A 21,374-nucleotide genomic window follows, 5' to 3' on the forward strand; every position below is an offset into this window, starting at 1 on the left:
CTTCTTCCCGCGCCCGTAACGCCACGGCGGAACTCTGCTCGATTCTTCGCCCTGGCGTTACATGCGGCGGGCTCGAGCGTCGCGCACCCGGCGGATGATGTCGTCGGGGTGATGCTCGGCGATGACCCGGACGACGATCCACCCGCGACGCTCGAGCATCTCGAAGCGGCCGATGTCTTTGGCGAATTGCGTGCGAAGAGACCGGTGATGGTCGCCGTCGTACTCGACGGCGACCTTGATGTCCTCCCAGCCAAGGTCCAAATATGCCTCGGCCCAGCCCCATTCGTTGTATACCGCGATCTGCGTCTGCGTCTGCGGCCGCGGGAAGCCGGCATCTGTCAACAGCAGACGTAGCCACGTTTCCTTCGGGGATTGAGCCCCGCCGTCGACCAGTTCGAGGACCGCCCTGGCGGCCTTCAAGCCGTGGCGGCCGCGGTAGCGGTCCGTGAGCAGCTCAACGTCGGCCATCTTCAGCTCAGTCGCTTGCACTAGCGCGTCGATCGCAGCGACTGCCATGCCCCTGGGATGGCGGCGCGCCAGGTCGAGTGCGGTGCGCGCCGGCGTGGTGACGCGCATCTGGTCGACGACGGCGATCTCGTCGGGCTCGATGCGTTCCTCCCAGGCGTGCACCCCGGAAGTGGGGCGGCGATTGGTGTCGATGATCTCAGCGGGCCGGGACGGGTCGATCCACCGGGCGCCATGCATGGCGGAGGCGGAGAAGCCCGCCAGGGTGCCGCGGCGGCGAGACCTCAGCCAGCATGCCTTCGCGCGCAGCATCGCCGTCAGTTCGGCATCCCTCGGCATGTACACATCGCGATGCAGCGCGACGTGACGACTTCGCAGCTCGTGGCGCGACATCAGCCGCGCGGCCAGGGCTTCGCTGCCCAGGAAGGGGTCGGTCATGACGAGAGTGTGCTGGGCCTCACCGACACGTGGATGCGGGGTGTAACGGCAGGGCGAGATTCTGCTCGATTCTTCGCCCTGGCGTTACGCCCGGGGTCAGCCGGTTTCGGCCGCGACGAGCCGAGACGATAGGTTGACGGGGTGACTGACACGGCCACCGAGAACACCACCGAAAGTGCTGCCGACTACCGCAGACCCGCATTCGTATCCCGTTCGATCCTGGTCACCGGAGGAAACCGGGGGATCGGTCTGGCGATCGCACAGCGGCTGGCCGCCGACGGCCACAAGGTGGCCGTCACGCATCGCGGATCCGGGGCGCCCGAGGGGCTGTTCGGCGTCGAGTGCGACGTCACCGACAACGACGCCGTCGATCGCGCCTTCAAAGAGGTCGAGGAGCACCAGGGACCGGTCGAGGTGCTGGTGTCCAATGCCGGCCTGTCCGCGGACGCGTTCCTGATGCGGATGACCGAGGAAAAGTTCGAGAAGGTCATCAACGCCAACCTCACCGGGGCGTTCCGGGTGGCTCAGCGGGCATCGCGGACCATGCAGCGAAACAAATTCGGCCGAATGATCTTCATAGGTTCGGTCTCCGGCAGTTGGGGCATCGGTAACCAGGCCAATTACGCGGCCTCGAAAGCCGGTGTGATCGGCATGGCCCGCTCGATCGCCCGGGAGCTGTCGAAGGTCAACGTGACCGCGAACGTGGTGGCGCCGGGCTACATCGACACCGACATGACCCGCGCGCTCGATGAGCGGATCCAGGAGGGGGCACTGCAATTCATCCCTGCGAAGCGGGTCGGCACCCCCGCCGAGGTCGCCGGGGTGGTCAGCTTCCTGGCGTCCGAGGATGCGAGCTACATCTCCGGTGCGGTCATCCCGGTCGACGGCGGCATGGGTATGGGCCACTGAATACATCTACTAGACAAGAACTTTAAGGACGGACATGACGGGACTGCTCGACGGCAAACGGATCCTGATCTCGGGGATCATCACCGACTCGTCGATTGCGTTTCACATCGCCAAGGCGGCCCAGGAAGCGGGGGCGCAGTTGGTGCTGACCGGATTTGACCGGTTGCGCCTGATTCAGCGCATCGCCGACCGGCTGCCGGAGAAGGCGCCGCTGATCGAACTCGACGTGCAAAACGAGGAGCACCTGGGCTCGCTCGCCGAGCGGGTGACGGCCGAGATCGGCGACGGCAACAAGCTTGACGGCGTGGTGCACTCGATCGGTTTCATGCCTCAGACGGGAATGGGCATCAACCCGTTCTTCGACGCGCCGTACGAGGATGTCTCCAAAGGTATTCACATCTCGGCGTATTCGTACGCCTCGCTGGCCAAGGCGGCGCTGCCGATCATGAACCCCGGCGGTTCCATCGTGGGCATGGACTTCGACCCGAGCCGCGCGATGCCGGCCTACAACTGGATGACGGTGGCCAAGAGCGCGCTGGAATCGGTCAACCGGTTCGTGGCGCGCGAGGCGGGCAAGGTGGGCGTCCGTTCCAATCTCGTTGCCGCGGGGCCGATCCGGACGTTGGCCATGAGCGCAATCGTCGGCGGCGCGCTCGGCGAAGAGGCCGGCGCCCAGATGCAGCTGCTCGAAGAGGGCTGGGATCAGCGCGCGCCGATCGGCTGGAACATGAAGGATCCGACACCGGTCGCCAAGACGGTGTGCGCGCTGCTGTCGGATTGGCTGCCGGCGACGACGGGGACCATCATCTACGCCGACGGCGGCGCGAGCACCCAATTGCTCTAGACAGCAATGGAATTCCATGGATTTTGATGCCGTCCTGCTGCTGTCCTTCGGTGGCCCGGAAGGTCCCGAGCAGGTTCGGCCGTTCTTGGACAACGTCACCCGGGGCCGCAACGTGCCGCCGGAACGCCTCGACCATGTGGCCGAGCACTACATGCATTTCGGCGGGGTGTCACCGATCAACCGGATCAACCTGGCGCTGATCGAGCAGTTGCGCGCCGAGTTGACCGGCCGCGGTCTGGACGTACCGGTCTACTTCGGCAACCGCAACTGGGAGCCCTACGTCGAAGACACCGTCGCAACGATGCGCGACAACGGAATTCGGCGGGCAGCGGTATTCGCGACCTCGGCGTGGAGCGGCTATTCCAGCTGCACTCAATACGTCGAGGACATCGCCCGGGCGCGCCGGGCGGCGGGGCCGGATGCCCCCGAATTGGTCAAGCTGCGGCCGTATTTCGACCACCCGCGTTTCGTGCAGATCTTCGCCGATACCATCGGTGCGGCCTCCGGGGCCTTGACCGCCGAGCTGGGGGCACCGCCCGCTCGCGGGGGACCGGCCGGCGCGCGTCTGGTGTTCACCGCCCATTCGATCCCGGTGGCGGCCGACGAGCGCCTGGGCCCACGGTTGTACAGCCGCCAAGTCGCCTACGCTGCAAGCCTTGTGGCCTCCGCCGCCGGATACGCCGGGTACGACCTGGTGTGGCAGTCGCGGTCGGGGCCGCCCCAGGTTCCGTGGCTGGAGCCCGACGTCGCCGACCACCTGGCGACGCTGGCGGAGGCCGGCACCACGGCCGTCATCATCTGCCCGATCGGGTTCGTGGCCGACCACATCGAGGTGGTGTGGGACCTCGACCACGAGTTGGCGGCTCAGGCCGAGGCGGCGGGGATAACGATGGTGCGGGCCTCAACGCCCAACGCCCATCCGCGTTTCGCGCAGATGGCCGCCGACCTGATCGACGAATTGCGTTACGGCCGGGCGCCGGAACGGGTGAGTGGTCCCGACCCGGTGCCCGGGTGCCTTGCCAGCGTCGACGGCGCGCCATGCCGCCCGCCGCACTGCGCGGCCGGCGATCAGGATTAGCGGGGATCGCGAGCGCGGCGGAGCCGGGTGAAGCGGGTCGCCGCCAACAGAACTAGTCGGCCCAGGCCGAATGCAGGATCGCGGTCACGGCGGCCATCCGCGCCGAACGCACCACGGCGGTCAGCGGTCGCAGCGCATCGCTGGCGATGCGTGCCTCCGACGACGATTGCGTTCCGACCGGCTCCAGGCCGGCGGCGATCGGCGCGGCGAAACGGTCCGGCGAGTCGGACCGGCTCAGCCCCGCGCTGACCGCGATGATGGCGTCGACGTGCGCGGCGTTCTCCAGTACCCGCAATGCGCGCGCCGGCGCGTGATCGGGAATGCGGTGTTGCCGTGCGGATTCCAGCAATTGCTCGACGAGCCCTCGCGGATCGTCGATGTCGGCCGCGGCCGATCCCAGGCCGATGGCGCCGAGCGCGTCGGCCGCCGATCGCACGGCCGACCGCAGCGTGTACTCGGCGTCGCCGAGCTCGTAGTGGTCAAGTATCGGCACGCCGGGAAGGGAGTAGACCGTCCACGTGAGCGCGCACAATTCGGCCAGGCCCGTCTCATAGTCGTCGGGTATGTCGGCGTCATCCTGATACGAGAATTCGGGGACCAGGCCGACGGCGGTGGCGGGGCTTTGAGGGTTGGCGATGATGATCGCCTCGCCGGCGGCCAGCGCATCGCGTTCGAACTGTGTTCCCGGGGCCAGTCCGCGCACATCGCCCGGTACCGGCAAAACCATGTTGATCGTCCCGCGCATCAGGGGAGGCACACCCGGCGTCGACGTCGGCCGGCCCGCCGCGGCACGCAGAGTCTGCAACAGCGTGACCGTCCCGACGTCGTGTACATCGGGCCACGGCAGCCCGGTATGGCCCGCCGCGACGGCATCATACGCGGTCACCGATTGCTTTGGCGCCCAAACAGATAACGCGTCCAGGACGTCGTCGGGCGCGGCCTTGCCCGCGAGCCAGGCGTTGGCCCACAGGGACAGCGAAACACTGGGACACCACACGTGACGCAGTGTAGTTGTTTTGCCCCGCAAAGGCCGATCACGCGTATCCTTGCCGCATGCACGCCGCGCTGCTTTGGCTAATATTCGCGCTGGTGCTGGCCGGTGCGGAGGCGCTCACCGGCCATCTGTTTTTGGTGATGCTCGGTGGGGGCGCACTGGCCGCGGCGCTGACCAGTTGGCTGCTGGATTCTGCGGTGTGGGTGGACGGGGCGGTGTTCCTGGTCGTCTCGGTGCTGCTGTTGGTGCTGGTTCGTCCGCCGCTGCGGCGGCGGTTGACACCGGCGAACGTGCCGCGCTTGGGGATCGAGGCGCTGGAGGGCAAAACCGCGCTGGTGCTCGAGCGGGTGGCCCGGGACAACGGTCAGGTGAAGCTCGACGGCCAAGTGTGGACCGCGCGTCCGCTCGACGAGAACGACGTCTACGAACCGGGCGAGCCGGTCACGGTCATGCAGATCGACGGCGCGACCGCAGTGGTCTTCAAGACCAGCCTGTAGGGCGGCGAGAACGGCTGCGAAAGAGAGGAACTCCGATGCAAGGTGCGGTTGCTGGTCTGGTGCTGCTGGCGGTTCTGGTCATCTTTGCCATCGTCGTGGTGGCCAAGTCGGTGGCGCTGATACCTCAGGCGGAGGCCGCGGTGATCGAACGGCTGGGTCGATACAGCCGCACGGTGAGCGGGCAACTGACGTTGTTGGTGCCGTTCATCGACCGGATCCGGGCCCGGGTGGATCTGCGCGAGCGGGTGGTGTCGTTCCCGCCGCAGCCGGTGATCACCGAAGACAACCTGACGCTCAACATCGACACCGTCGTCTACTTCCAGGTCACGGTTCCGCAGGCGGCCGTCTACGAGATCAGCAACTACATCGTCGGCGTCGAGCAGCTGACCACCACCACGCTGCGCAACGTCGTCGGCGGCATGACTCTGGAGCAGACACTGACGTCGCGCGATCAGATCAACGGACAGCTGCGCGGCGTGCTCGACGAAGCCACCAACCGCTGGGGCCTGCGGGTCGCCCGGGTCGAGTTGCGCAGCATCGACCCGCCGCCGTCGATCCAGGCATCGATGGAAAAGCAGATGAAGGCCGACCGTGAGAAGCGGGCGATGATCCTGACCGCCGAAGGTATGCGCGAGGCGGCGATCAAGGAGGCCGAGGGTCAGAAGCAGGCGCAGATCCTCGCGGCCGAGGGCGCCAAGCAGGGCGCGATCCTGGCCGCCGAGGGCGACCGGCAGTCCCGGATGCTGCGCGCCCAGGGTGAACGCGCCGCCGCCTACCTGCAGGCGCAGGGGCAGGCCAAGGCCATCGAGAAGACGTTCGCTGCGATCAAGGCCGGCCGGCCCACCCCGGAGATGCTGGCCTACCAGTACCTGCAGACGCTGCCGGAGATGGCGCGCGGCGACGCCAACAAGGTGTGGGTGGTGCCCAGCGACTTCAGCGCGGCGTTGCAGGGATTCACCAAACTCCTGGGTACCCCGGGCCAGGACGGGGTGTTCCGGTTCCAGCCCTCGCCCGTCGAGGACGCGCCCAAGCACGGCGCCGACGACGACGCCGACGTGGCGGACTGGTTCTCCACCGAAACCGACCCCGCGATCGCGGAGGCGGTGGCCAAGGCGGAGGCGATAGCCCGCAAGCCTGCGGACGGCCCGGGCGAGCTGACTCAATAGGATGGCCCCATGAGTGCGTTGACTTCACCCAAGACCTATGCGGCGCTGGCCGCGTTCCACGCCGTCGACGCGGTGGCCTGCGGCGTGCAGCTGGCTCCCATCAAGAAGACACTGGATGACCTGGGTGTCCCGGAGAACGTTCGGCCCGTGTTGCCGGCGGTGAAGGCGGCCGCCGCGGTCGGCCTGCTGTCGGTCACCCGTTTCCCCGGGCTGGCGAGGCTGACGACGGCGATGCTGACGCTGTACTTCGTGTTCGCGGTCGGCGCGCACGTCCGGGTGCGCGACAAAGTCGTCAATTGCCTTCCGGCCGCGCTGTTTTTGGCCCTGTCCGCCGCGATGACGGTCAAGGGCCCGGACCGCGCTTAGTCCAGCTTCAGCTCGACCAGCGGCAACGGGGTGTCCGTGTCGGTGATCGGCGCGCCGAGCGTGTCCTCGAGCACGGGGCGCATCCGCTCCCACGCTTTGGGGTGACGGGTGCGGTACGCGGCCATGATGCGGTCGGCCTCGTGCGGGTCGAGCACGCGCGCGGTGGCGGGCCTGGGGGCGTGGCTGCCGGCGTAGACGCGCACCCGCGGGTTGGCCGCGATGTTGCGGAACCACTGGGCTTTTCGGCCGAATCCCGAGGCGACGACGTAGACGTCGGGTGACGGATGATCGATGACCTCCAGCACCGCGTAGCGCGGCACACCCGACTTGCGGCCGATGTGCTCGAGCAACAGGATGCGCGAGCCGAACAGCGCGCCCGCGCGAGCCTTGTAGATCCAGATCGGTGCGCGCATGAGACGGCGCGACCTCAGCAGCCCTGCGGCGAGCTTGGCGGGGAGCGACGACGGTTGATCTCGTGACATTCTCCCCATCCTGCCCTCAGGGGTGCGGGCCGGCTCGACGCCGGGCGCGGGTGATGGCGATGGTGACGGCGGCTAAACGTAATCGGCGCCTTCACGGTGAGCGGCGGCCGCCCCGAACACGTGGTCAGCCCGGGGAAGACGGTGCGGTGACGGCGGTCAGATGCCACTTGTCCAGCCAGGGCCGCACCAACTCGGCGACGGAGAATTTGGCGCGGGCCGCGCACCCGGCTTTGGGTGTGTAGGGGTCACCGCCGCGGATGAGGATGCCGACGGCGCTGACGGTACCGTCGCGTTGGTAGAGGTATACCGGGCCGCCCGAATCGCCGCATTGGCCGCTCGCCAGGAACACGACCTTGCTGGCGGTGATCTCCACGATCTGTCCGCAGGCGTCGGCGCCGGAGCCCATGCCGAATTTGCACAACTGCTGGCCGACTTGCAAATTGGTGGCGACGCCAGTGACCGGCAACGACGCGGCGATCGCCGAGGACCGGGGCACGTTGTCGCCGTCCAGCGTGATCAGGCCGATGTCGTGCTGTTCGTCGTGCGCCCCCTCGTTGACGGTATGACTGAACGTGCCCAGCGTCGTGTAGGGGAGGATCCCGCCCAGGTTCATCGTCACCCTGCTCGGCGCGCCGGGTCGATTGCAGTGACCGGCGGTGAGAATTCCGGCCTGGCCGCCACTGGTGTACACCAGAAACCCTGCGGTGCAACCCATTCCACCGGAGCCGTCGGCATAGTCGACGTAAATTCCGGCGCCCGGTCCGATGGCGCTGGCCGCGGGCAGGTCGATCGGCGCCTGGGCGGGCGGCGGGGGTGGCTGCTGTGCCGGGGTGGCGGCCCTGGGAAACAAGCAGATGGCTGCCACCAGTGCGGTGGCGCTGCACACCGCCGCGAGGGTGAGCAATGTGGTGTGCAGTTTGGCGCGCCGCGGCCCTACGTCGGCGAACGCGCGCGTCGTCGGTCTGCGACGCCGCTGGGTCCGGCTGGGCAGGAAGCCCAACACGGCGAGCACCGCCAGCACCAGGGCACTGAGCGGCAGCGCGACGGTACGAGCCGGCGAGTATGACGCCCCCCAGCTGGCGAACTCCAGCGCGTACACGTCCCCCATTAGATCGATCTTTGCCGCATCGCGCGGCGCTCTCAACGAAGTGGGTTGATCAGCTGATGGTGGCCGGCTCGGGGGCGTGCTCGTCGTCGAGGCGGCGGTGCGCGCGGCGGTGGTGCCGGCGGAAGTGGCGGACCTCGATGATCAACCCCGCGAGTCCCAGCACGCTGGTGGCCGCCGACACCAAATACAGCAGCGAGCTGGGGTGACCGGCCAGCGCGTCGCCGAGGACCACGACGGCGGTGGTGCCGGGCAGCAATCCGGCCAGCGTCGCCAAGGCATACGGCAGCACCCGCACGGTCGACGCACCGGCGGCGTAGTTGAGGACCGAGAACGGCACCGCGGGAATCAATCGCAGCGACACGATGGCCAGCCAGCCCCGCCGCCGTAGCCGTTCTTCCACCGTGTCGATCGATCGGTGGCGCACCAGGCGGTTCAACCGCCAGCCCGCCGCGCGGACCAGCAGCATGGCGATCATCGCGCTCGCGGTGCTGGCGACCACCGCGATGGCGACGCCCACCAGTGGGCCGAACAGCAAACCGGCGGCCAGGGTGAACGCGGTACGCGGAATGGGCACCACCGTCACGACGACGTGTGCGACCAAGAACGCCAGCGGGAACCACGGCCCGAGGGACTGCGCCCAGTCGCGCATCTGCACCGGCGAGGGCAGCGGGAGGCACGATGCCAGCACCAGGAACGCTGTGATGCCCACCACCGTCCAGACGATCCGCGACCGAGACACGCTTCGCGCCGCCGCGCCGATGGCGCAGCCGAGATCACGAAGTGTTGCGGTGATGTTGCTGGTGGCGGAACCCGTCACGTGATCTAAGGTTACGGGGCGCAGATGAATAAGGCGTTTCCCGCGGCTGGCGTTTCATCCCGAGCCGGCCCAGCTCGCCGCACCTGGCGGTTTTTAGCCGGGAGCTCCCATCAATTAGCCTCAGTAGCTAAGTGGTATCCCCAAAGCTGTAGCCCAAATGCTGGGAAAAGGGAGCAATCGGTGTCCATTGATGTACCCGAGCTCGCGGGCCTCGAACAGGTTCGCGGGCGTTGGCGCAGTGCGGTCGCCGGAGTGCTGGCCAAGAGCACCCGGAAGGACCCCGAGCAGTTGGGGGACGCGCCGGAGCGGCTGCTGGAGACCCCGACGTATGACGGGATCGGGATTCGCGCCCTCTACACGGCGCTCGACGAGCTGCCCGAACCGCCGCTGCCCGGCGAGTGGCCGTACGTGCGCGGCGGCGACGCGCTGCGCGACGTCAAGACCGGCTGGCGGGTCGCCGAGGCGTTCCCGGCGACCCCGGTGCCCGGTATCGCGGCAAAGGACGTCAACTCGGCGGTGCTCGACGCGCTCGGCAACGGAGCCAGCGCCCTGGTCCTGCGGATCGGCGAGTCGGGCGTGGCGCCCGACCAGCTGGCGGAGACGCTGCAGGGTGTCTACCTGAGCATGGCGCCGGTGATCCTCGAGGCCGGCGCCGACTACGCGGCCGCCAGCGACGTTGTGTTGGCGCTGGCCGACGAGGTGGAACCCGAACAGCGCGCCACGGTGTCGATCGACCTGGGCGGCGACCCTCTGACGGCGACGCTCAGTGGGCGGCCGGCCCCGAAGATCGAGGACGTGGTCGCTGTCGCCAAGCGGGCCGCCGATCACACCGGCGTGCGCGCGGTCACGGTCGACGGGCCCGCCTTCCACAATCTGGGCGCCAACGCGACGTGGGAGCTGGCCGCCGGCATCGCGGCCGCGGTGAGTTACCTCCGCGTGCTCACCGAAGCCGGGATGCCGATCGGCCAGGCGCTGCGGCAGATCAGCTTCCGGTTCGCCGCCGATGACGACCAGTTCATGACGATCGCCAAGCTCCGCGCGGCCCGTAACTTGTGGGCGCGTGTCGCCGAGGTGGTCGGCGAGCCGGATTCCGGTGCGGCCGTCATACACGCCGAGACCTCGCTGCCGATGATGACCCAGCGCGACCCCTGGGTGAACATGCTGCGCTGCACCCTGGCCGCCTTCGGCGCCGGTGTCGGCGGTGCCGACTCGCTGCTGGTGTTCCCGTTCGACGTGGCGATCGACGGCGGATTCCCGGACATAGCAACGAGTTTCGCGCGACGCATCGCGCGCAACACCCAGCTGTTGCTGCTCGAGGAGTCCCATGTGGGCCGCGTGCTGGACCCCGCCGGTGGGTCGTGGTTCGTGGAGGACCTCACCGGCCGGCTGGCGGAACAGGCCTGGCAGCAGTTCCAGGCCATCGAGGCGCAGGGGGGATTCACCCAGGCGGGCGACTTCATCGCCGGCCAGATCGCCGAGGTGGCGGCCCGCCGCGGCGACGACATCGCGCACCGCCGGACCGCGATCACCGGCGTCAATGAATTCCCGAACCTCACCGAACCGCCGCTGCCGCAAAGCGACTCGTCGTATTCGCCGCTCGCCGCCGGAAAGCTGGTGCGTTACGCCGCGGACTTCGAAGCCCTGCGCGACCGTTCGGACGCCTACCTGGGCCGCACCGGCTCGCGCCCGCAAGCATTGTTGCTACCTCTGGGTCCGCTGGCGGAGAACAACATTCGCGCGACGTTCGCCTCGAATCTGTTGGCCTCCGGAGGCATCGAGGCGATCAACCCGGGAACCGTCGACGTCACCGGCGTCGCGGCGGCGGTGGCCGAAGCGGGGTCGGCGACGGTGGCGGTCATCTGCGGCACCGACAAGCGCTACCACGATGAGGTGTCAGGGGTCGTGCAGGCGGCGCGGGGCGCCGGCATCTCCCGGGTTTGTCTGGCCGGACCCGAAAAGGCCGTGGCTGAGGCCGAGCACCAGCCGGACCAATTCCTGACCGCGAAAATCGATGCGGTCGAAGCTCTGTCGGATCTGCTCACGAGGCTGGGGGCGTAGTTAGGATGACAACCACCGCACCTGCTGTCGGCAGCTTCGCCGATGTGCCGCTGCACAGCGAACGGACCATCGCACCGGCGACCGAGGCCGCCGTCACCGAACACGTCGCCGCGGCCGCGGCCGCGCACTGGTACACACCCGACCAACTGCAATGGCATACACCGGAAGACATCGACGTCAAACCGGTCTACATCGCCGCCGACCGCGCCGCCGTCGAGGCCGACGGGTATCCGCTGCACAGTTTCCCCGGCGAACCGCCGTTCGTGCGTGGGCCGTACCCGACGATGTATGTCAACCAGCCGTGGACGATTCGGCAGTACGCCGGTTTCTCCACCGCCGCCGAGTCCAACGCCTTCTACCGCCGCAACCTGGCGGCGGGCCAGAAGGGTCTGTCGGTGGCCTTCGACCTGGCCACCCACCGCGGGTATGACTCCGACCACCCGCGCGTCCAGGGTGACGTCGGAATGGCGGGTGTGGCAATCGATTCCATCCTCGACATGCGCCAGCTGTTCGACGGCATCGACCTGTCGACGGTGTCGGTGTCGATGACCATGAACGGCGCGGTGTTGCCGATTCTGGCGTTGTACGTGGTGGCCGCGGAGGAGCAGGGTGTTCCGCCGGAGAAGCTGGCCGGCACCATCCAGAACGACATCCTCAAAGAGTTCATGGTGCGCAACACCTACATCTATCCGCCCACGCCGTCGATGCGCATCATCTCCGACATCTTCGCCTACACCAGCGCGAAGATGCCCAAGTTCAACTCCATCTCGATCTCCGGCTATCACATCCAGGAGGCCGGCGCCACAGCGGATTTGGAGCTGGCCTACACGCTGGCCGATGGGGTCGATTACATCAAGGCGGGCCTGGACGCCGGGCTGGACATCGACAAGTTCGCGCCCCGGCTGTCCTTCTTCTGGGGCATCGGAATGAACTTCTTCATGGAGGTCGCCAAGCTGCGGGCGGGCCGGTTGCTGTGGAGCGAGCTGGTCGGCCAGTTCAATCCGAAGAACGCCAAATCGCTTTCACTGCGCACACATTCGCAAACCTCGGGCTGGTCGCTGACCGCGCAGGACGCCTTCAACAACGTCGCCCGCACCTGCATCGAGGCGATGGCCGCGACGCAGGGGCACACGCAGTCGCTGCACACCAACGCGTTGGACGAGGCGCTGGCATTGCCCACCGACTTCTCGGCCCGCATCGCCCGCAACACCCAGCTGGTGTTGCAGCAGGAGTCGGGCACCACGCGGCCCATCGACCCGTGGGCGGGCTCGTATTACGTGGAATGGCTGACCCATCAGCTCGCGCAGAAGGCCCGTGCCCACATCGCGGAGGTCACCGAGCACGGCGGCATGGCCCAGGCCATCAGCGACGGGATCCCCAAGCTGCGCATCGAGGAGGCGGCCGCGCGCACGCAGGCCCGCATCGACTCCGGGATCCAGCCGGTGATCGGGATCAACAAGTACCAGGTCGAAGAGGACCAGGAGGTTGAGGTCCTCAAGGTCGAGAACAGCCGGGTCCGCGCCGAGCAGCTGGCCAAGCTCGAGGAGCTGCGGGAAAGCCGCGACCAGGAGGCCGTCGACGCCGCGCTGGCGGAGTTGTCGCGTGCCGCGGCGGCGCACTCCGGCGGAGCCGGTAAGGGGGATCGAGACGGGCTGGGCAACAACCTGCTGGCGCTGGCCATCGACGCGGCCCGCGCCAAGGCCACCGTCGGCGAGATCTCCGACGCGCTGGAGAAGGTGTACGGCCGTCATCAGGCGGAGATTCGTACCATCGCCGGCGTCTACCGCGACGAAGCTGGAAAGGCCGAAAACATGGCCAGCGCAACCGAACTCGTCGAGAAGTTTGCGGAAGCCGACGGTCGTCGCCCCAGGATCCTGGTGGCCAAAATGGGTCAGGACGGCCACGACCGGGGCCAGAAGGTGATCGCGACGGCGTTCGCGGACATCGGCTTCGACGTCGACGTCGGATCGCTGTTCTCCACGCCCGAGGAGGTGGCCCGCCAGGCCGCCGACAACGACGTGCACGTGGTCGGGGTGTCCTCGCTGGCGGCCGGTCACCTGACCCTGGTGCCGGCGCTGCGCGAGGCGATGGCCCAAGTGGGGCGGCCCGACATCATGATCGTGGTGGGCGGCGTCATCCCGCCCGGTGACTTCGACGAGCTGTACGAGGCCGGGGCCGACGCCATCTTCCCGCCCGGGACGGTGATCGCCGACGCCGCAATCGGCTTGCTGCACAAGCTCGCCGAGCGGCTGGGTTACGACCTCGGCCAGTGACCACCTCCAGAACCGCCGCGAGAGTGCAACTATCGACGCCGCCACTCGAGGAATGCGTCGGTAGCGGCACTCTGGCGTGGGTGGGTAAGTAATGGACGCCCAGGAACTGGCCAAGGCGGTCCGCAGCGGTGACCGCGCGGCGTTGCCGCGAGCTATCACGCTGCTGGAGTCCACCCGCAGGGACCATCGCGAGGAGGCGCAGCAGCTGCTGCTGGAGCTGACGCCCGACTCGGGTAACGCGCATCGCGTCGGCATCACGGGGATTCCCGGGGTGGGGAAGTCCACCACCATCGAGGCCCTCGGCATGCATCTGATCGAACTCGGCCACCGCGTGGCGGTGTTGGCCGTCGACCCGTCGTCCACGCGCACCGGCGGCTCGATCCTCGGTGACAAAACCCGGATGGCGCGCCTGGCGATGCACCCGGATGCATACATTCGGCCGTCGCCCACGTCGGGCACCTTGGGCGGTGTGGCCAAGGCCACCCGGGAAACGACGGTGCTGCTGGAGGCCGCCGGTTTCGACGTGATCTTGATCGAGACCGTCGGCGTCGGTCAGTCCGAGGTGACGGTGGCCAACATGGTCGACACCTTCGTGTTGCTGACCCTGGCACGCGGCGGCGACCAGCTGCAGGGCATCAAGAAGGGCGTGCTGGAGCTGGCTGACATCGTCGTGGTGAACAAGGCCGACGGGAAACACCTCGCCGAGGCACGGTCGGCCGCGCGCGAGCTGTCCGGCGCGATCAGGCTGATACATCCGCGTGAAACCCTCTGGCGGCCACCCGTTCTCACGATGAGCGCGGCCGAGGGATCCGGCCTCGACGAACTGTGGGACACCATCGAACGTCATCGCCAGGTGCTCAGCGAGGCCGGGGAATTCGAGGCGCGCCGCCGATCCCAGCTCGTCGACTGGACGTGGCAGATGGTGCGCGACACGGTTTTAGACCGGCTGGCGTCCAACGCGGCGGTGCGGAAGATCCGGGCCGACGTGGAGCGAAAGGTCAAGGCGGGGGAGCTAACTCCGGCCCTGGCGGCCCAGCAAATATTGACGGCCGCGTCGGGCTAACGGATAGGTAAATAATCTCCGATATCGCTCCTGCCGGGTGTGTAATCCAAGTAAATTTAGAGTGTGACGGTGGATAGCCGAGTCAATCGCCGCGCGGTCCGTGTCCACGATGACCTTGACGCAGGTCACCGTGTGTCCGGCGCGGCGGACTCACACTTTGGTTGCGTCGTTCGTGGCTTTTCCAGCATGTTCCCGGCCCGCCGGTTCGGTGGCGGGGCGCTGGCTGTGTATATCGACGGCCGGCCCGTCGTGGACGTCTGGACGGGCTTTGCCGACCGGGGCGGTCAGCGGCCGTGGTCGGAGAACACCGCACCGATGGTTTTCTCCGCGACCAAGGGGATGGCCGCGACCGTCATCCACCGGCTCGCCGACCGCGGGCTGATCGACTACGAGGCTCCCGTTGCCGAGTACTGGCGCGAGTTCGCGGCCAATGGCAAGGCCGATTTGACCGTGCGCCAGGTGATGCGGCACCAGGCCGGCCTCTCGGGTCTGCGCGGCGCCACCAAGGAAGACTTGCTCGATCACATCGTGATGGAGGAGCGGCTGGCTGCCGCGGCCCCCGGGCGGTTGTTGGGCAAATCGGCATACCACGCGCTGACCTTCGGCTGGCTGATGTCGGGTCTCGGCCGGGCGGTGACCGGCAAAGGTATGCGCGTGCTGATTCGCGAGGAGCTCGCCGAGCCGCTGGGTGTCGACGGCCTGTATCTGGGCCGGCCGCCGGCCGGGGCGCCGACGCGAGTCGCCGAGATCGTCGCACCGCAGAACCTGCTGGGCAGTTCGACCGTCAACTACGTCTCACGCAAGGTCGCCAACGAGCTTTCCCCCGGTTTCCGGGCGATCTATTTCCCGGGCATGATCGCCGCGGTCCAGGGCGACACCCCCCTGCTGGACGCCGAGATCCCCGCCGCCAACGGGGTGGCCACGGCGCGTGGCCTGGCGCGGATGTACGGCGCGATCGCCAATGGCGGCGAGGTCGACGGCATCCGATTCCTCTCCCGCGACCTGGCGGCGGGCCTGACGGGTCAGCGCAGCCTGCGGCCGGACCGAAACATCTACGTGCCGTTGGCCTTTCACCTGGGTTATCACAGTCTACCGATCGGCGGTGTGATGCCCGGCTTCGGTCACGTCGGGATGGGCGGTTCGGTCGGATGGGCCGACCCCGCCTCGGGGGTGGCGTTCTCGTTGGTACACAATCGACTGCTGACGCCGCTGGTGATGACCGACCATGCGGCGTTCGTGGGAATTTATGCGCTGATCCGCAGGGCCGCGGAAAAGGCACGCCAACGCGGGTTCCGGCCGGTCACCGAGTTCGGGGCGCCGTTCTACGAGCCGGGAGCCGTCGCCGGCTGAGACCGAAAGCCGTCTACCCTGAGTTCAGTGAAGCGACCACGGCAAAACAAATGGTCGCGTAATTGACGGGAGTGCTTAAATCGGCCGGTCGATTCGGACGATGTGTTCGACCGCCCCTGTGCAGTTGTTTGCGGGGGATGTAATCTGTGCCGATGTTTGCTCAGTTCATTCCTGCGTATTCCCGCGGCGTTGCCCGAAAATACCGGCGGGTAATCCAGGCTTTGCGGGTGCGTTGATGACTGGATTGCGATATTGGGCACCGGGCGCCGGGCAACGGAAATCATCCAGATGAGTGCGAGTCCGACCGTTTCTGGGCCGAATACAACCGTCAACCGCCGGCCGACGCGGCGCTGGTCGGCAAGCCCGAGCCTCGCCCAGGCATTCGATACCCGAAATAACGCACTGAACGTCTGGCGATTGGTGTTGGCTTCGGGCGTTATCCTGCAACACTCCTGGCCGCTCACCGGCCGCAAGATCTACCCACCGATCGAGCAGCTTCTCACCCAGGTATGGGTCGACGGATTTTTCGCGATATCGGGCTTCCTCATCACGGCGAGCTGGGTCCGCAACCCGCGGCTTCGCGAATACTTCGTCGCCCGGATTCTGCGCATCTTTCCGGGACTGTGGGTCTGCCTGGCCGTGGTGGCTTTTGTCATTGCCCCGATCGGTGTGGCGATCCAGGGAGGCTCGCCCGCCAAGTTGCTGCTGTCTCCCGCCCCGATCCAGTACGTGCTGAACAACGCCGTACTGAACGTGTATCACACCGGCATCGACGGAACGCCCCGAAACGTCCCCTTCCCGGGTGTGTGGGACGGGGTGCTGTGGACCCTCATATTCGAATTCTTTTGCTACATCGCCATTGCCGTTGCCGGTGTAGCCGGACTCCTCAAGCGTCGGTGGCCCGCTCCGGTGGTGTTCGGCCTGTTCCTGGTGGCCGCGGCACTGGTCTCTTACCCGGTTGGGAGGGCGGAGAATATCGTCCAGATGATCACGCGTTTCGCACTCGTGTTCGCCGCCGGAACGTTGCTGCATCAGTTCCAGGACAGGATTCCCGCTCGGTGGTCACTCGTCGCCGTGAGCGCGGCCATCGTCGTGGTGGCCGGCTTGTTGGTGCCCAATTACCGAGTGCTCGGCGCGGTTCCGCTGGCCTACGCCGTCGTCGTTTCCGGCGCGCTGATCCGTAACCAGCGCTTGCGTTTACGGACGGATCTGTCATATGGCGTCTACATCTACGCGTGGCCCCTGCAGCAGTTGCTGGTGATCTGCGGGCTCGGCTTCTTGCATCCGCTCGCGTTCACGGTGGTCGCCGCCATCGCGACCCTCCCGCTGGCCGCACTGAGCTGGTTCCTGGTTGAAAAGCGTGCGCTTGCGCTCAAATCCCGCTTCAAGCGCAAGGCGCGCGGATGGGACGGTGTGGTCGCCGAGGCGCCACCGCCGGCGCACACCGCCGCTGGCGACTAACTCGCCGTGGGATTTTCGCGGCGCTCGAAAACCTCAATCTCACCTTTACCTACAGATATTGAGCGCGCGCGGATCGTAGGCCTTCGACCTGCTAATACGCGTTTGCTGGGAACGCCTCCTGAGCTGACGACGGCGTTGCCGGGCACACGTAATTGAACTTTGCCCCAGAAATTGCAAACTCATGCATAATGACCCGTGATCCCCGGGGGCCGTAACACGCGCACGGAAAGGTGTGGGTCCGCGATGGCAGCTACCCGGACGAGCCAGCCCGCCGATGGCGCCGATCCCGCGGAGCATTGCACCCGCTCGGGGACCGCGGTTCGTCCGGTCGCGCTGTTCGTGCTGGGTATGGCGCGGTCTGGGACGTCGGCACTTACCAGGGTTCTGTCGCTGTGCGGCAGCACGCTCCCGGCCGGAATGTGTGGCGCCGACGGGAACAACCCCCGCGGCTATTGGGAGCCGCGCGCGGCCATCATGCTCAACGAAACGATCCTGCGCCGCCATGACAGCAACTGGTACGACCCGACGCTGCGCCTACAGGAGGAGTGCGCGTTCGGCGCCGAGGAAAAGGCCGCCTGTGTCGCGGAGATCGCGGCGTACCTGGGCACCCTGCCGGCGGCACCGCTCGTGGTCATCAAGGAGCCGAGGATAACGGCGCTGTCCGGCCTCTGGTTCGAGGCGGCGCGCCAGGTCGGCTTCGACGTTGCCGCTGTGATCGCCGTGCGCCACCCGCAAGAGGTTGTCGCCTCGGCGGCGAAATACGTTGACACCTCGCCGGAGCTGTCGAGCGCGCTGTGGCTCAAATACAATCTGCTCGCCGAGCGGCACACCCGCGGTATGCCGCGCGTTTTCGTCGACTACGGCAACCTCCTCGACGACTGGCATCGGGAGATGAAGCGCATTGCCGCGACGCTCGAAATCGATCTGGATACCACCGACGAGAGTGCGATCGAGGAGTTTCTCACCCCCGACCTTCGTCGCCAGCAATACGGCGGCCCGGTGGCGGACCTCTTCGGCGCGGACTGGATCTCGGCTGTCTATGAAGCACTGCGCGGTGCCGCGCAGGACGACCCCCTGCATGTATCGACCCTGGACCGGGTTTTCGAGTCATATCAGGCCTGCGAGCATGATTTCCGGATGGCGTTCACGGAATTCCACACCCGCACCAATAGCGTGGTTCGCCGGGTATTCAGGCCGTTCATCGTGAAGCGGATCCTCGAGGTCGCCGCGATGGTCCACCGGCGCAGGGGAGCCTGGGCGTAGACACAAGGCCGGCCCACGCAAATCGGATCGTGTGGTCATCAGCGCAACCATCCAAAGGTCAAGTAAGCAAAACAGTTTCGTAAAACGGCACCCGGATCCTTCGCGCCTGTCTATAGTGCTTAGCGGGCGCAATGATTCGATGGTTCTCACCGGGGGGCAGAAGTTGCCGGTCACAAGTCAAGCCTGACCCTGCATGAGGAGCGCGGCATAGATCGTCTCCTCTTTGCCAAAGTTATTGAAAAGGCTGAGGTTCGGCTGTCTGACATGGTCGTGTGCGCGACGGTATCGATCCCGACTCGGTTGCTGCGCACCCGTGATCGTGCGTGCGCCAAATCGGAAAACCGTGGATATCAACCGAACTCCGAAAGCCGCCCGGGTGCACGACCAGTGAAAGGTTTGGATGCGCGATGAGATTGGCCAGGATGACCAAGCCCGTCGAAAACGCTGTCAATTCCTCCGACTCCCTCGGGCCCGGGAACCGCCCGGTCGCCCTTTTCGTGCTGGGGCCGCAACGGTCGGGAACGTCGGCGCTCACCCGGGTGCTCTCGCTGTGCGGCGGCACGCTCCCGGCCGCGATGCTGGGCGCCGACGCGAACAACCCGCTCGGGTATTGGGAACCGCGAGCGGCCATCTCGCTCAACGAAACGATCCTGCGCCGTCTCGGGACCTATTGGTACGACCCGTCACTGCGGTTTCTGGAGGACGGTTCGCCCAACGCGGAGAACAGGGCCTGCGTCGCCAAAGTCGCGGAGTATCTGTCCACACTGCCGTCGGCGCCGCTCGTGGTGATCAAAGAACCCAGGATCACGACGCTGTCCGACCTGTGGTTCGACGCGGCGCGCGTGGCCGGGTTCGACGTCGCAGCCGTGATCGCGGTGCGTCATCCGCACGAGGTCATTGCGTCGATTGTGAAGTCCTGGCGCGTCTCTCCCGCGCTCGCGAGCGCCTTGTGGTTGAAATGCAACATCCTGGCCGAACGCAACACGCGCGGCGTACCCCGGGTATTCGTCGACTACGCGAACCTTCTCGATGACTGGCGCCGGGAAATGAAGCGTATCTCCGCGGAGCTGCCGGTCGAACTGTATGCCCAGGACGAGGACGCCATCGAGCAGTTCCTCACTCCCGGTCTGCATCGGCAGCGGCACTGCGGCCCGGTGACGGATCTGTTCGGCGCCGATTGGATTTCCACGGTCTACGAAGCACTGTGCGAGGCCGCGCAGGACGACCCCATCGACATATCAACGATGGACCGAGTTTTCGAGTCCTATCGGTCATGCGAGCGTGATTTCCGCAAGGCGTACGAGGATTGTCGTGGCTTGTCCAACAGCATGCTCTTCCGGATTTTCCGGCCGATCATCGCGAGGCCGGTGATGGAGGTCGTCGCAATGGCCCATCGGCACAGGGGGACCTGGGCCTAGGGTATTTCGCGCATTTGGTGCGACCCCGATGTGCCGCCGACCTGCTTGGCAGAATCCTCTGATGCCGCGGTACGTCCCCGATATGATCGACCCGACCGCGATATCGGCGACATGTGCCGGTCGGTTATTTTCCTCGGCATCCGAAAGGGAGGCGTCGATTCGTGTCAGCGTCCGTGCTCATCACCGGTGGCGCAGGATTCATCGGGTCGGCGCTGTCTCGTCGCCTCGCCGGGGCCGGATACGACGTCGCCGTGATGGATGTCCTGCATCCGCAGGTGCACGGGGGAGATCGCCCGATCGAACTGCCGCCGTCCGTGCGGTTGTTCACCGGCGACGTCACGCACGCGCCCGACTTTGACGCGGTGCTGCGGTTGTTCCGCCCTTCCCAAATCGTCCACCTGGCCGCCGAGACGGGAACCGCGCAATCGCTGTCCGAGGCGACACGGCACGGCTCGGTGAACGTCGTCGGGACCACGCAACTGCTCGACGCGTTGAGCCGCTCGGGACTCGTGCCCGAACAACTGGTGCTGGCGTCGTCCAGGGCCGTGTACGGCGAGGGCTCGTGGCAGTCCGGCCCGCAGGTCTTCTACCCGCGACCTCGAAGCCACGCGCAACTCGTGGCGGGTGTCTGGGATCCGCGGGGGCCCGGGGGTGAGCAGGCCGTGCCGCTGCCGAGCCGCGCCGACCGCACCGAACCCCGTCCCACCAACGTGTACGCGGCGACCAAGCTCGCCCAGGAGCACCTGTTGGCCGCCTGGACGTCCGCGCACGACACCAACCTCAGCGTGCTGCGCCTGCAGAATGTCTACGGCCCTGGTCAGTCGCTGACCAATTCGTACACCGGAATCGTCGCCCTCTTCGCGCGGTTAGCGCGCCAGGGGCTGGTGCTGGAGGTTTACGAAGACGGCCGGATAGTGCGCGATTTCGTCTACATCGACGCCGTCGTCGATGCGTTGTTCGCGGCGGTGCAGCAGCCCGCAACCCAGCCGCGTTGTCTCGACATCGGGTCCGGCCATGCCACCACCATCCACGAGCTGGCCAACAAGATCGCCGCCATGTGTGACGCGCCCGAACCGACCGTCGTCCCGAAATTCCGCGACGGCGACGTGCGCGCCGCGAGCTGCGATATCGAGCCGGCGATCAACGAGCTCGGCTGGGATCCGAAGTGGACGCTCGACGACGGTCTGCGCGCGCTGCTCGAATGGATCGGTGAGCGGCCCGAAGTCTCCCTGGAGCAAGGCGAGCACGCGCCTGCATCGGGCCGTCCTGCGGAACGGGCGGGGCGCCTTTAACGGCGTCTCCAGTTCGAACAGCCGCAACCCGA

The 21,374-nt window shown here is 67.0% G+C and carries 18 protein-coding genes and 1 pseudogene; 14 read left to right on the plus strand and 5 right to left on the minus strand.

Annotated features, from left to right (window positions below; all coding sequences use genetic code 11):
• Positions 1 to 57: 57 nt before the first annotated feature.
• The gene (locus EPN51_RS17135; protein WP_293044689.1) at positions 58 to 903 is read right to left on the minus strand and encodes a hypothetical protein; all 846 of its coding nucleotides are present in this window, start codon (positions 901 to 903) and stop codon (positions 58 to 60) included.
• Between the two features lie 141 nt (positions 904 to 1,044).
• Between EPN51_RS17135 and fabG1 the strand changes: the two genes are divergently transcribed.
• Genes fabG1 through EPN51_RS17150 form a run of 3 tightly spaced genes read left to right on the plus strand, consistent with a single transcriptional unit; the run spans position 1,045 to position 3,734 of the window.
• A complete protein-coding gene (fabG1, locus tag EPN51_RS17140) occupies positions 1,045 to 1,812 on the plus strand; it encodes a 3-oxoacyl-ACP reductase FabG1 (RefSeq protein ID WP_293044691.1) in 768 nt (255 codons plus the stop codon).
• Between the two features lie 34 nt (positions 1,813 to 1,846).
• Positions 1,847 to 2,656 carry an NADH-dependent enoyl-ACP reductase InhA gene (inhA, locus tag EPN51_RS17145; RefSeq protein ID WP_293044693.1) on the plus strand — a complete coding sequence of 270 codons (810 nt, stop codon included), beginning with the start codon at positions 1,847 to 1,849 and terminating at the stop codon, positions 2,654 to 2,656.
• A gap of 16 nt (positions 2,657 to 2,672) precedes the next feature.
• Positions 2,673 to 3,734: a ferrochelatase gene (locus EPN51_RS17150; protein ID WP_293044695.1), complete on the plus strand. Its 1,062-nt coding sequence runs from the start codon at positions 2,673 to 2,675 to the stop codon at positions 3,732 to 3,734.
• Positions 3,735 to 3,786: 52 nt separating this feature from the next.
• Here EPN51_RS17150 and EPN51_RS17155 read toward each other — a convergent pair whose 3' ends face one another.
• Positions 3,787 to 4,731: a hypothetical protein gene (locus EPN51_RS17155; protein WP_293044697.1), complete on the minus strand. Its 945-nt coding sequence runs from the start codon at positions 4,729 to 4,731 to the stop codon at positions 3,787 to 3,789.
• 56 nt (positions 4,732 to 4,787) lie between these two features.
• On the opposite strand from EPN51_RS17155, the gene EPN51_RS17160 reads away from it, so the two are divergent.
• Genes EPN51_RS17160 through EPN51_RS17170 form a run of 3 tightly spaced genes read left to right on the plus strand, consistent with a single transcriptional unit; the run spans position 4,788 to position 6,757 of the window.
• Complete coding sequence (locus tag EPN51_RS17160; RefSeq protein ID WP_293044699.1) at positions 4,788 to 5,225, plus strand: NfeD family protein; 438 nt, start codon at positions 4,788 to 4,790, stop codon at positions 5,223 to 5,225.
• Positions 5,226 to 5,260: 35 nt separating this feature from the next.
• Positions 5,261 to 6,391, plus strand: a complete 1,131-nt coding sequence (locus tag EPN51_RS17165; protein ID WP_293044701.1) for an SPFH domain-containing protein — start codon at positions 5,261 to 5,263, stop codon at positions 6,389 to 6,391.
• Between the two features lie 9 nt (positions 6,392 to 6,400).
• Positions 6,401 to 6,757 (plus strand): DoxX family protein, encoded by a 357-nt coding sequence (locus EPN51_RS17170; RefSeq protein ID WP_293044702.1) that lies wholly within the window; start codon positions 6,401 to 6,403, stop codon positions 6,755 to 6,757.
• On the opposite strand, the gene EPN51_RS17175 is transcribed toward EPN51_RS17170, so the two are convergent.
• The 3 genes from EPN51_RS17175 to EPN51_RS17185 all read right to left on the minus strand — a co-directional run bounded on the left by EPN51_RS17175 (position 6,754) and on the right by EPN51_RS17185 (position 9,164).
• Complete coding sequence (locus EPN51_RS17175) at positions 6,754 to 7,248, minus strand: nitroreductase family deazaflavin-dependent oxidoreductase (protein WP_293044703.1); 495 nt, start codon at positions 7,246 to 7,248, stop codon at positions 6,754 to 6,756. The two genes, EPN51_RS17170 and EPN51_RS17175, sit on opposite strands and share 4 nt — an antisense overlap.
• A 115-nt stretch (positions 7,249 to 7,363) precedes the next feature.
• Positions 7,364 to 8,347 carry an endopeptidase gene (locus EPN51_RS17180; RefSeq protein WP_293044705.1) on the minus strand — a complete coding sequence of 328 codons (984 nt, stop codon included), beginning with the start codon at positions 8,345 to 8,347 and terminating at the stop codon, positions 7,364 to 7,366.
• A gap of 49 nt (positions 8,348 to 8,396) precedes the next feature.
• Complete coding sequence (locus EPN51_RS17185; RefSeq protein WP_293044707.1) at positions 8,397 to 9,164, minus strand: TVP38/TMEM64 family protein; 768 nt, start codon at positions 9,162 to 9,164, stop codon at positions 8,397 to 8,399.
• 180 nt (positions 9,165 to 9,344) lie between these two features.
• Here EPN51_RS17185 and mutA point away from each other — a divergent pair, with 180 nt between their 5' ends.
• The 8 genes and pseudogenes from mutA (at position 9,345) to EPN51_RS17225 (ending at position 21,342) form a co-directional block, all read left to right on the plus strand.
• Positions 9,345 to 11,222, plus strand: a complete 1,878-nt coding sequence (mutA, locus tag EPN51_RS17190; protein WP_293044709.1) for a methylmalonyl-CoA mutase small subunit — start codon at positions 9,345 to 9,347, stop codon at positions 11,220 to 11,222.
• Between the two features lie 5 nt (positions 11,223 to 11,227).
• Complete coding sequence (gene scpA, locus EPN51_RS17195) at positions 11,228 to 13,495, plus strand: methylmalonyl-CoA mutase (protein WP_293044711.1); 2,268 nt, start codon at positions 11,228 to 11,230, stop codon at positions 13,493 to 13,495.
• Between the two features lie 91 nt (positions 13,496 to 13,586).
• Positions 13,587 to 14,569 (plus strand): annotated as a pseudogene (gene meaB / locus EPN51_RS17200) (methylmalonyl Co-A mutase-associated GTPase MeaB).
• A gap of 52 nt (positions 14,570 to 14,621) precedes the next feature.
• On the plus strand, positions 14,622 to 15,908 hold the full coding sequence (locus tag EPN51_RS17205; RefSeq protein WP_293044713.1) for a serine hydrolase domain-containing protein: 1,287 nt from the start codon (positions 14,622 to 14,624) through the stop codon (positions 15,906 to 15,908).
• A gap of 288 nt (positions 15,909 to 16,196) precedes the next feature.
• A complete protein-coding gene (locus EPN51_RS17210; protein ID WP_293044715.1) occupies positions 16,197 to 17,369 on the plus strand; it encodes an acyltransferase in 1,173 nt (390 codons plus the stop codon).
• Between the two features lie 348 nt (positions 17,370 to 17,717).
• Complete coding sequence (locus EPN51_RS17215) at positions 17,718 to 18,632, plus strand: sulfotransferase family protein (protein ID WP_293044778.1); 915 nt, start codon at positions 17,718 to 17,720, stop codon at positions 18,630 to 18,632.
• A gap of 407 nt (positions 18,633 to 19,039) precedes the next feature.
• Positions 19,040 to 20,050 carry a sulfotransferase family protein gene (locus EPN51_RS17220; protein WP_293044717.1) on the plus strand — a complete coding sequence of 337 codons (1,011 nt, stop codon included), beginning with the start codon at positions 19,040 to 19,042 and terminating at the stop codon, positions 20,048 to 20,050.
• Positions 20,051 to 20,223: 173 nt separating this feature from the next.
• Positions 20,224 to 21,342, plus strand: coding sequence for an NAD-dependent epimerase/dehydratase family protein (locus EPN51_RS17225; RefSeq protein WP_293044780.1), 1,119 nt, complete (start codon positions 20,224 to 20,226; stop codon positions 21,340 to 21,342).
• The last annotated feature ends 32 nt before the right edge of the window (positions 21,343 to 21,374 follow it).

Source organism: Mycobacterium sp., assembly GCF_004298145.1.
Taxonomy (GTDB): domain Bacteria; phylum Actinomycetota; class Actinomycetes; order Mycobacteriales; family Mycobacteriaceae; genus Mycobacterium.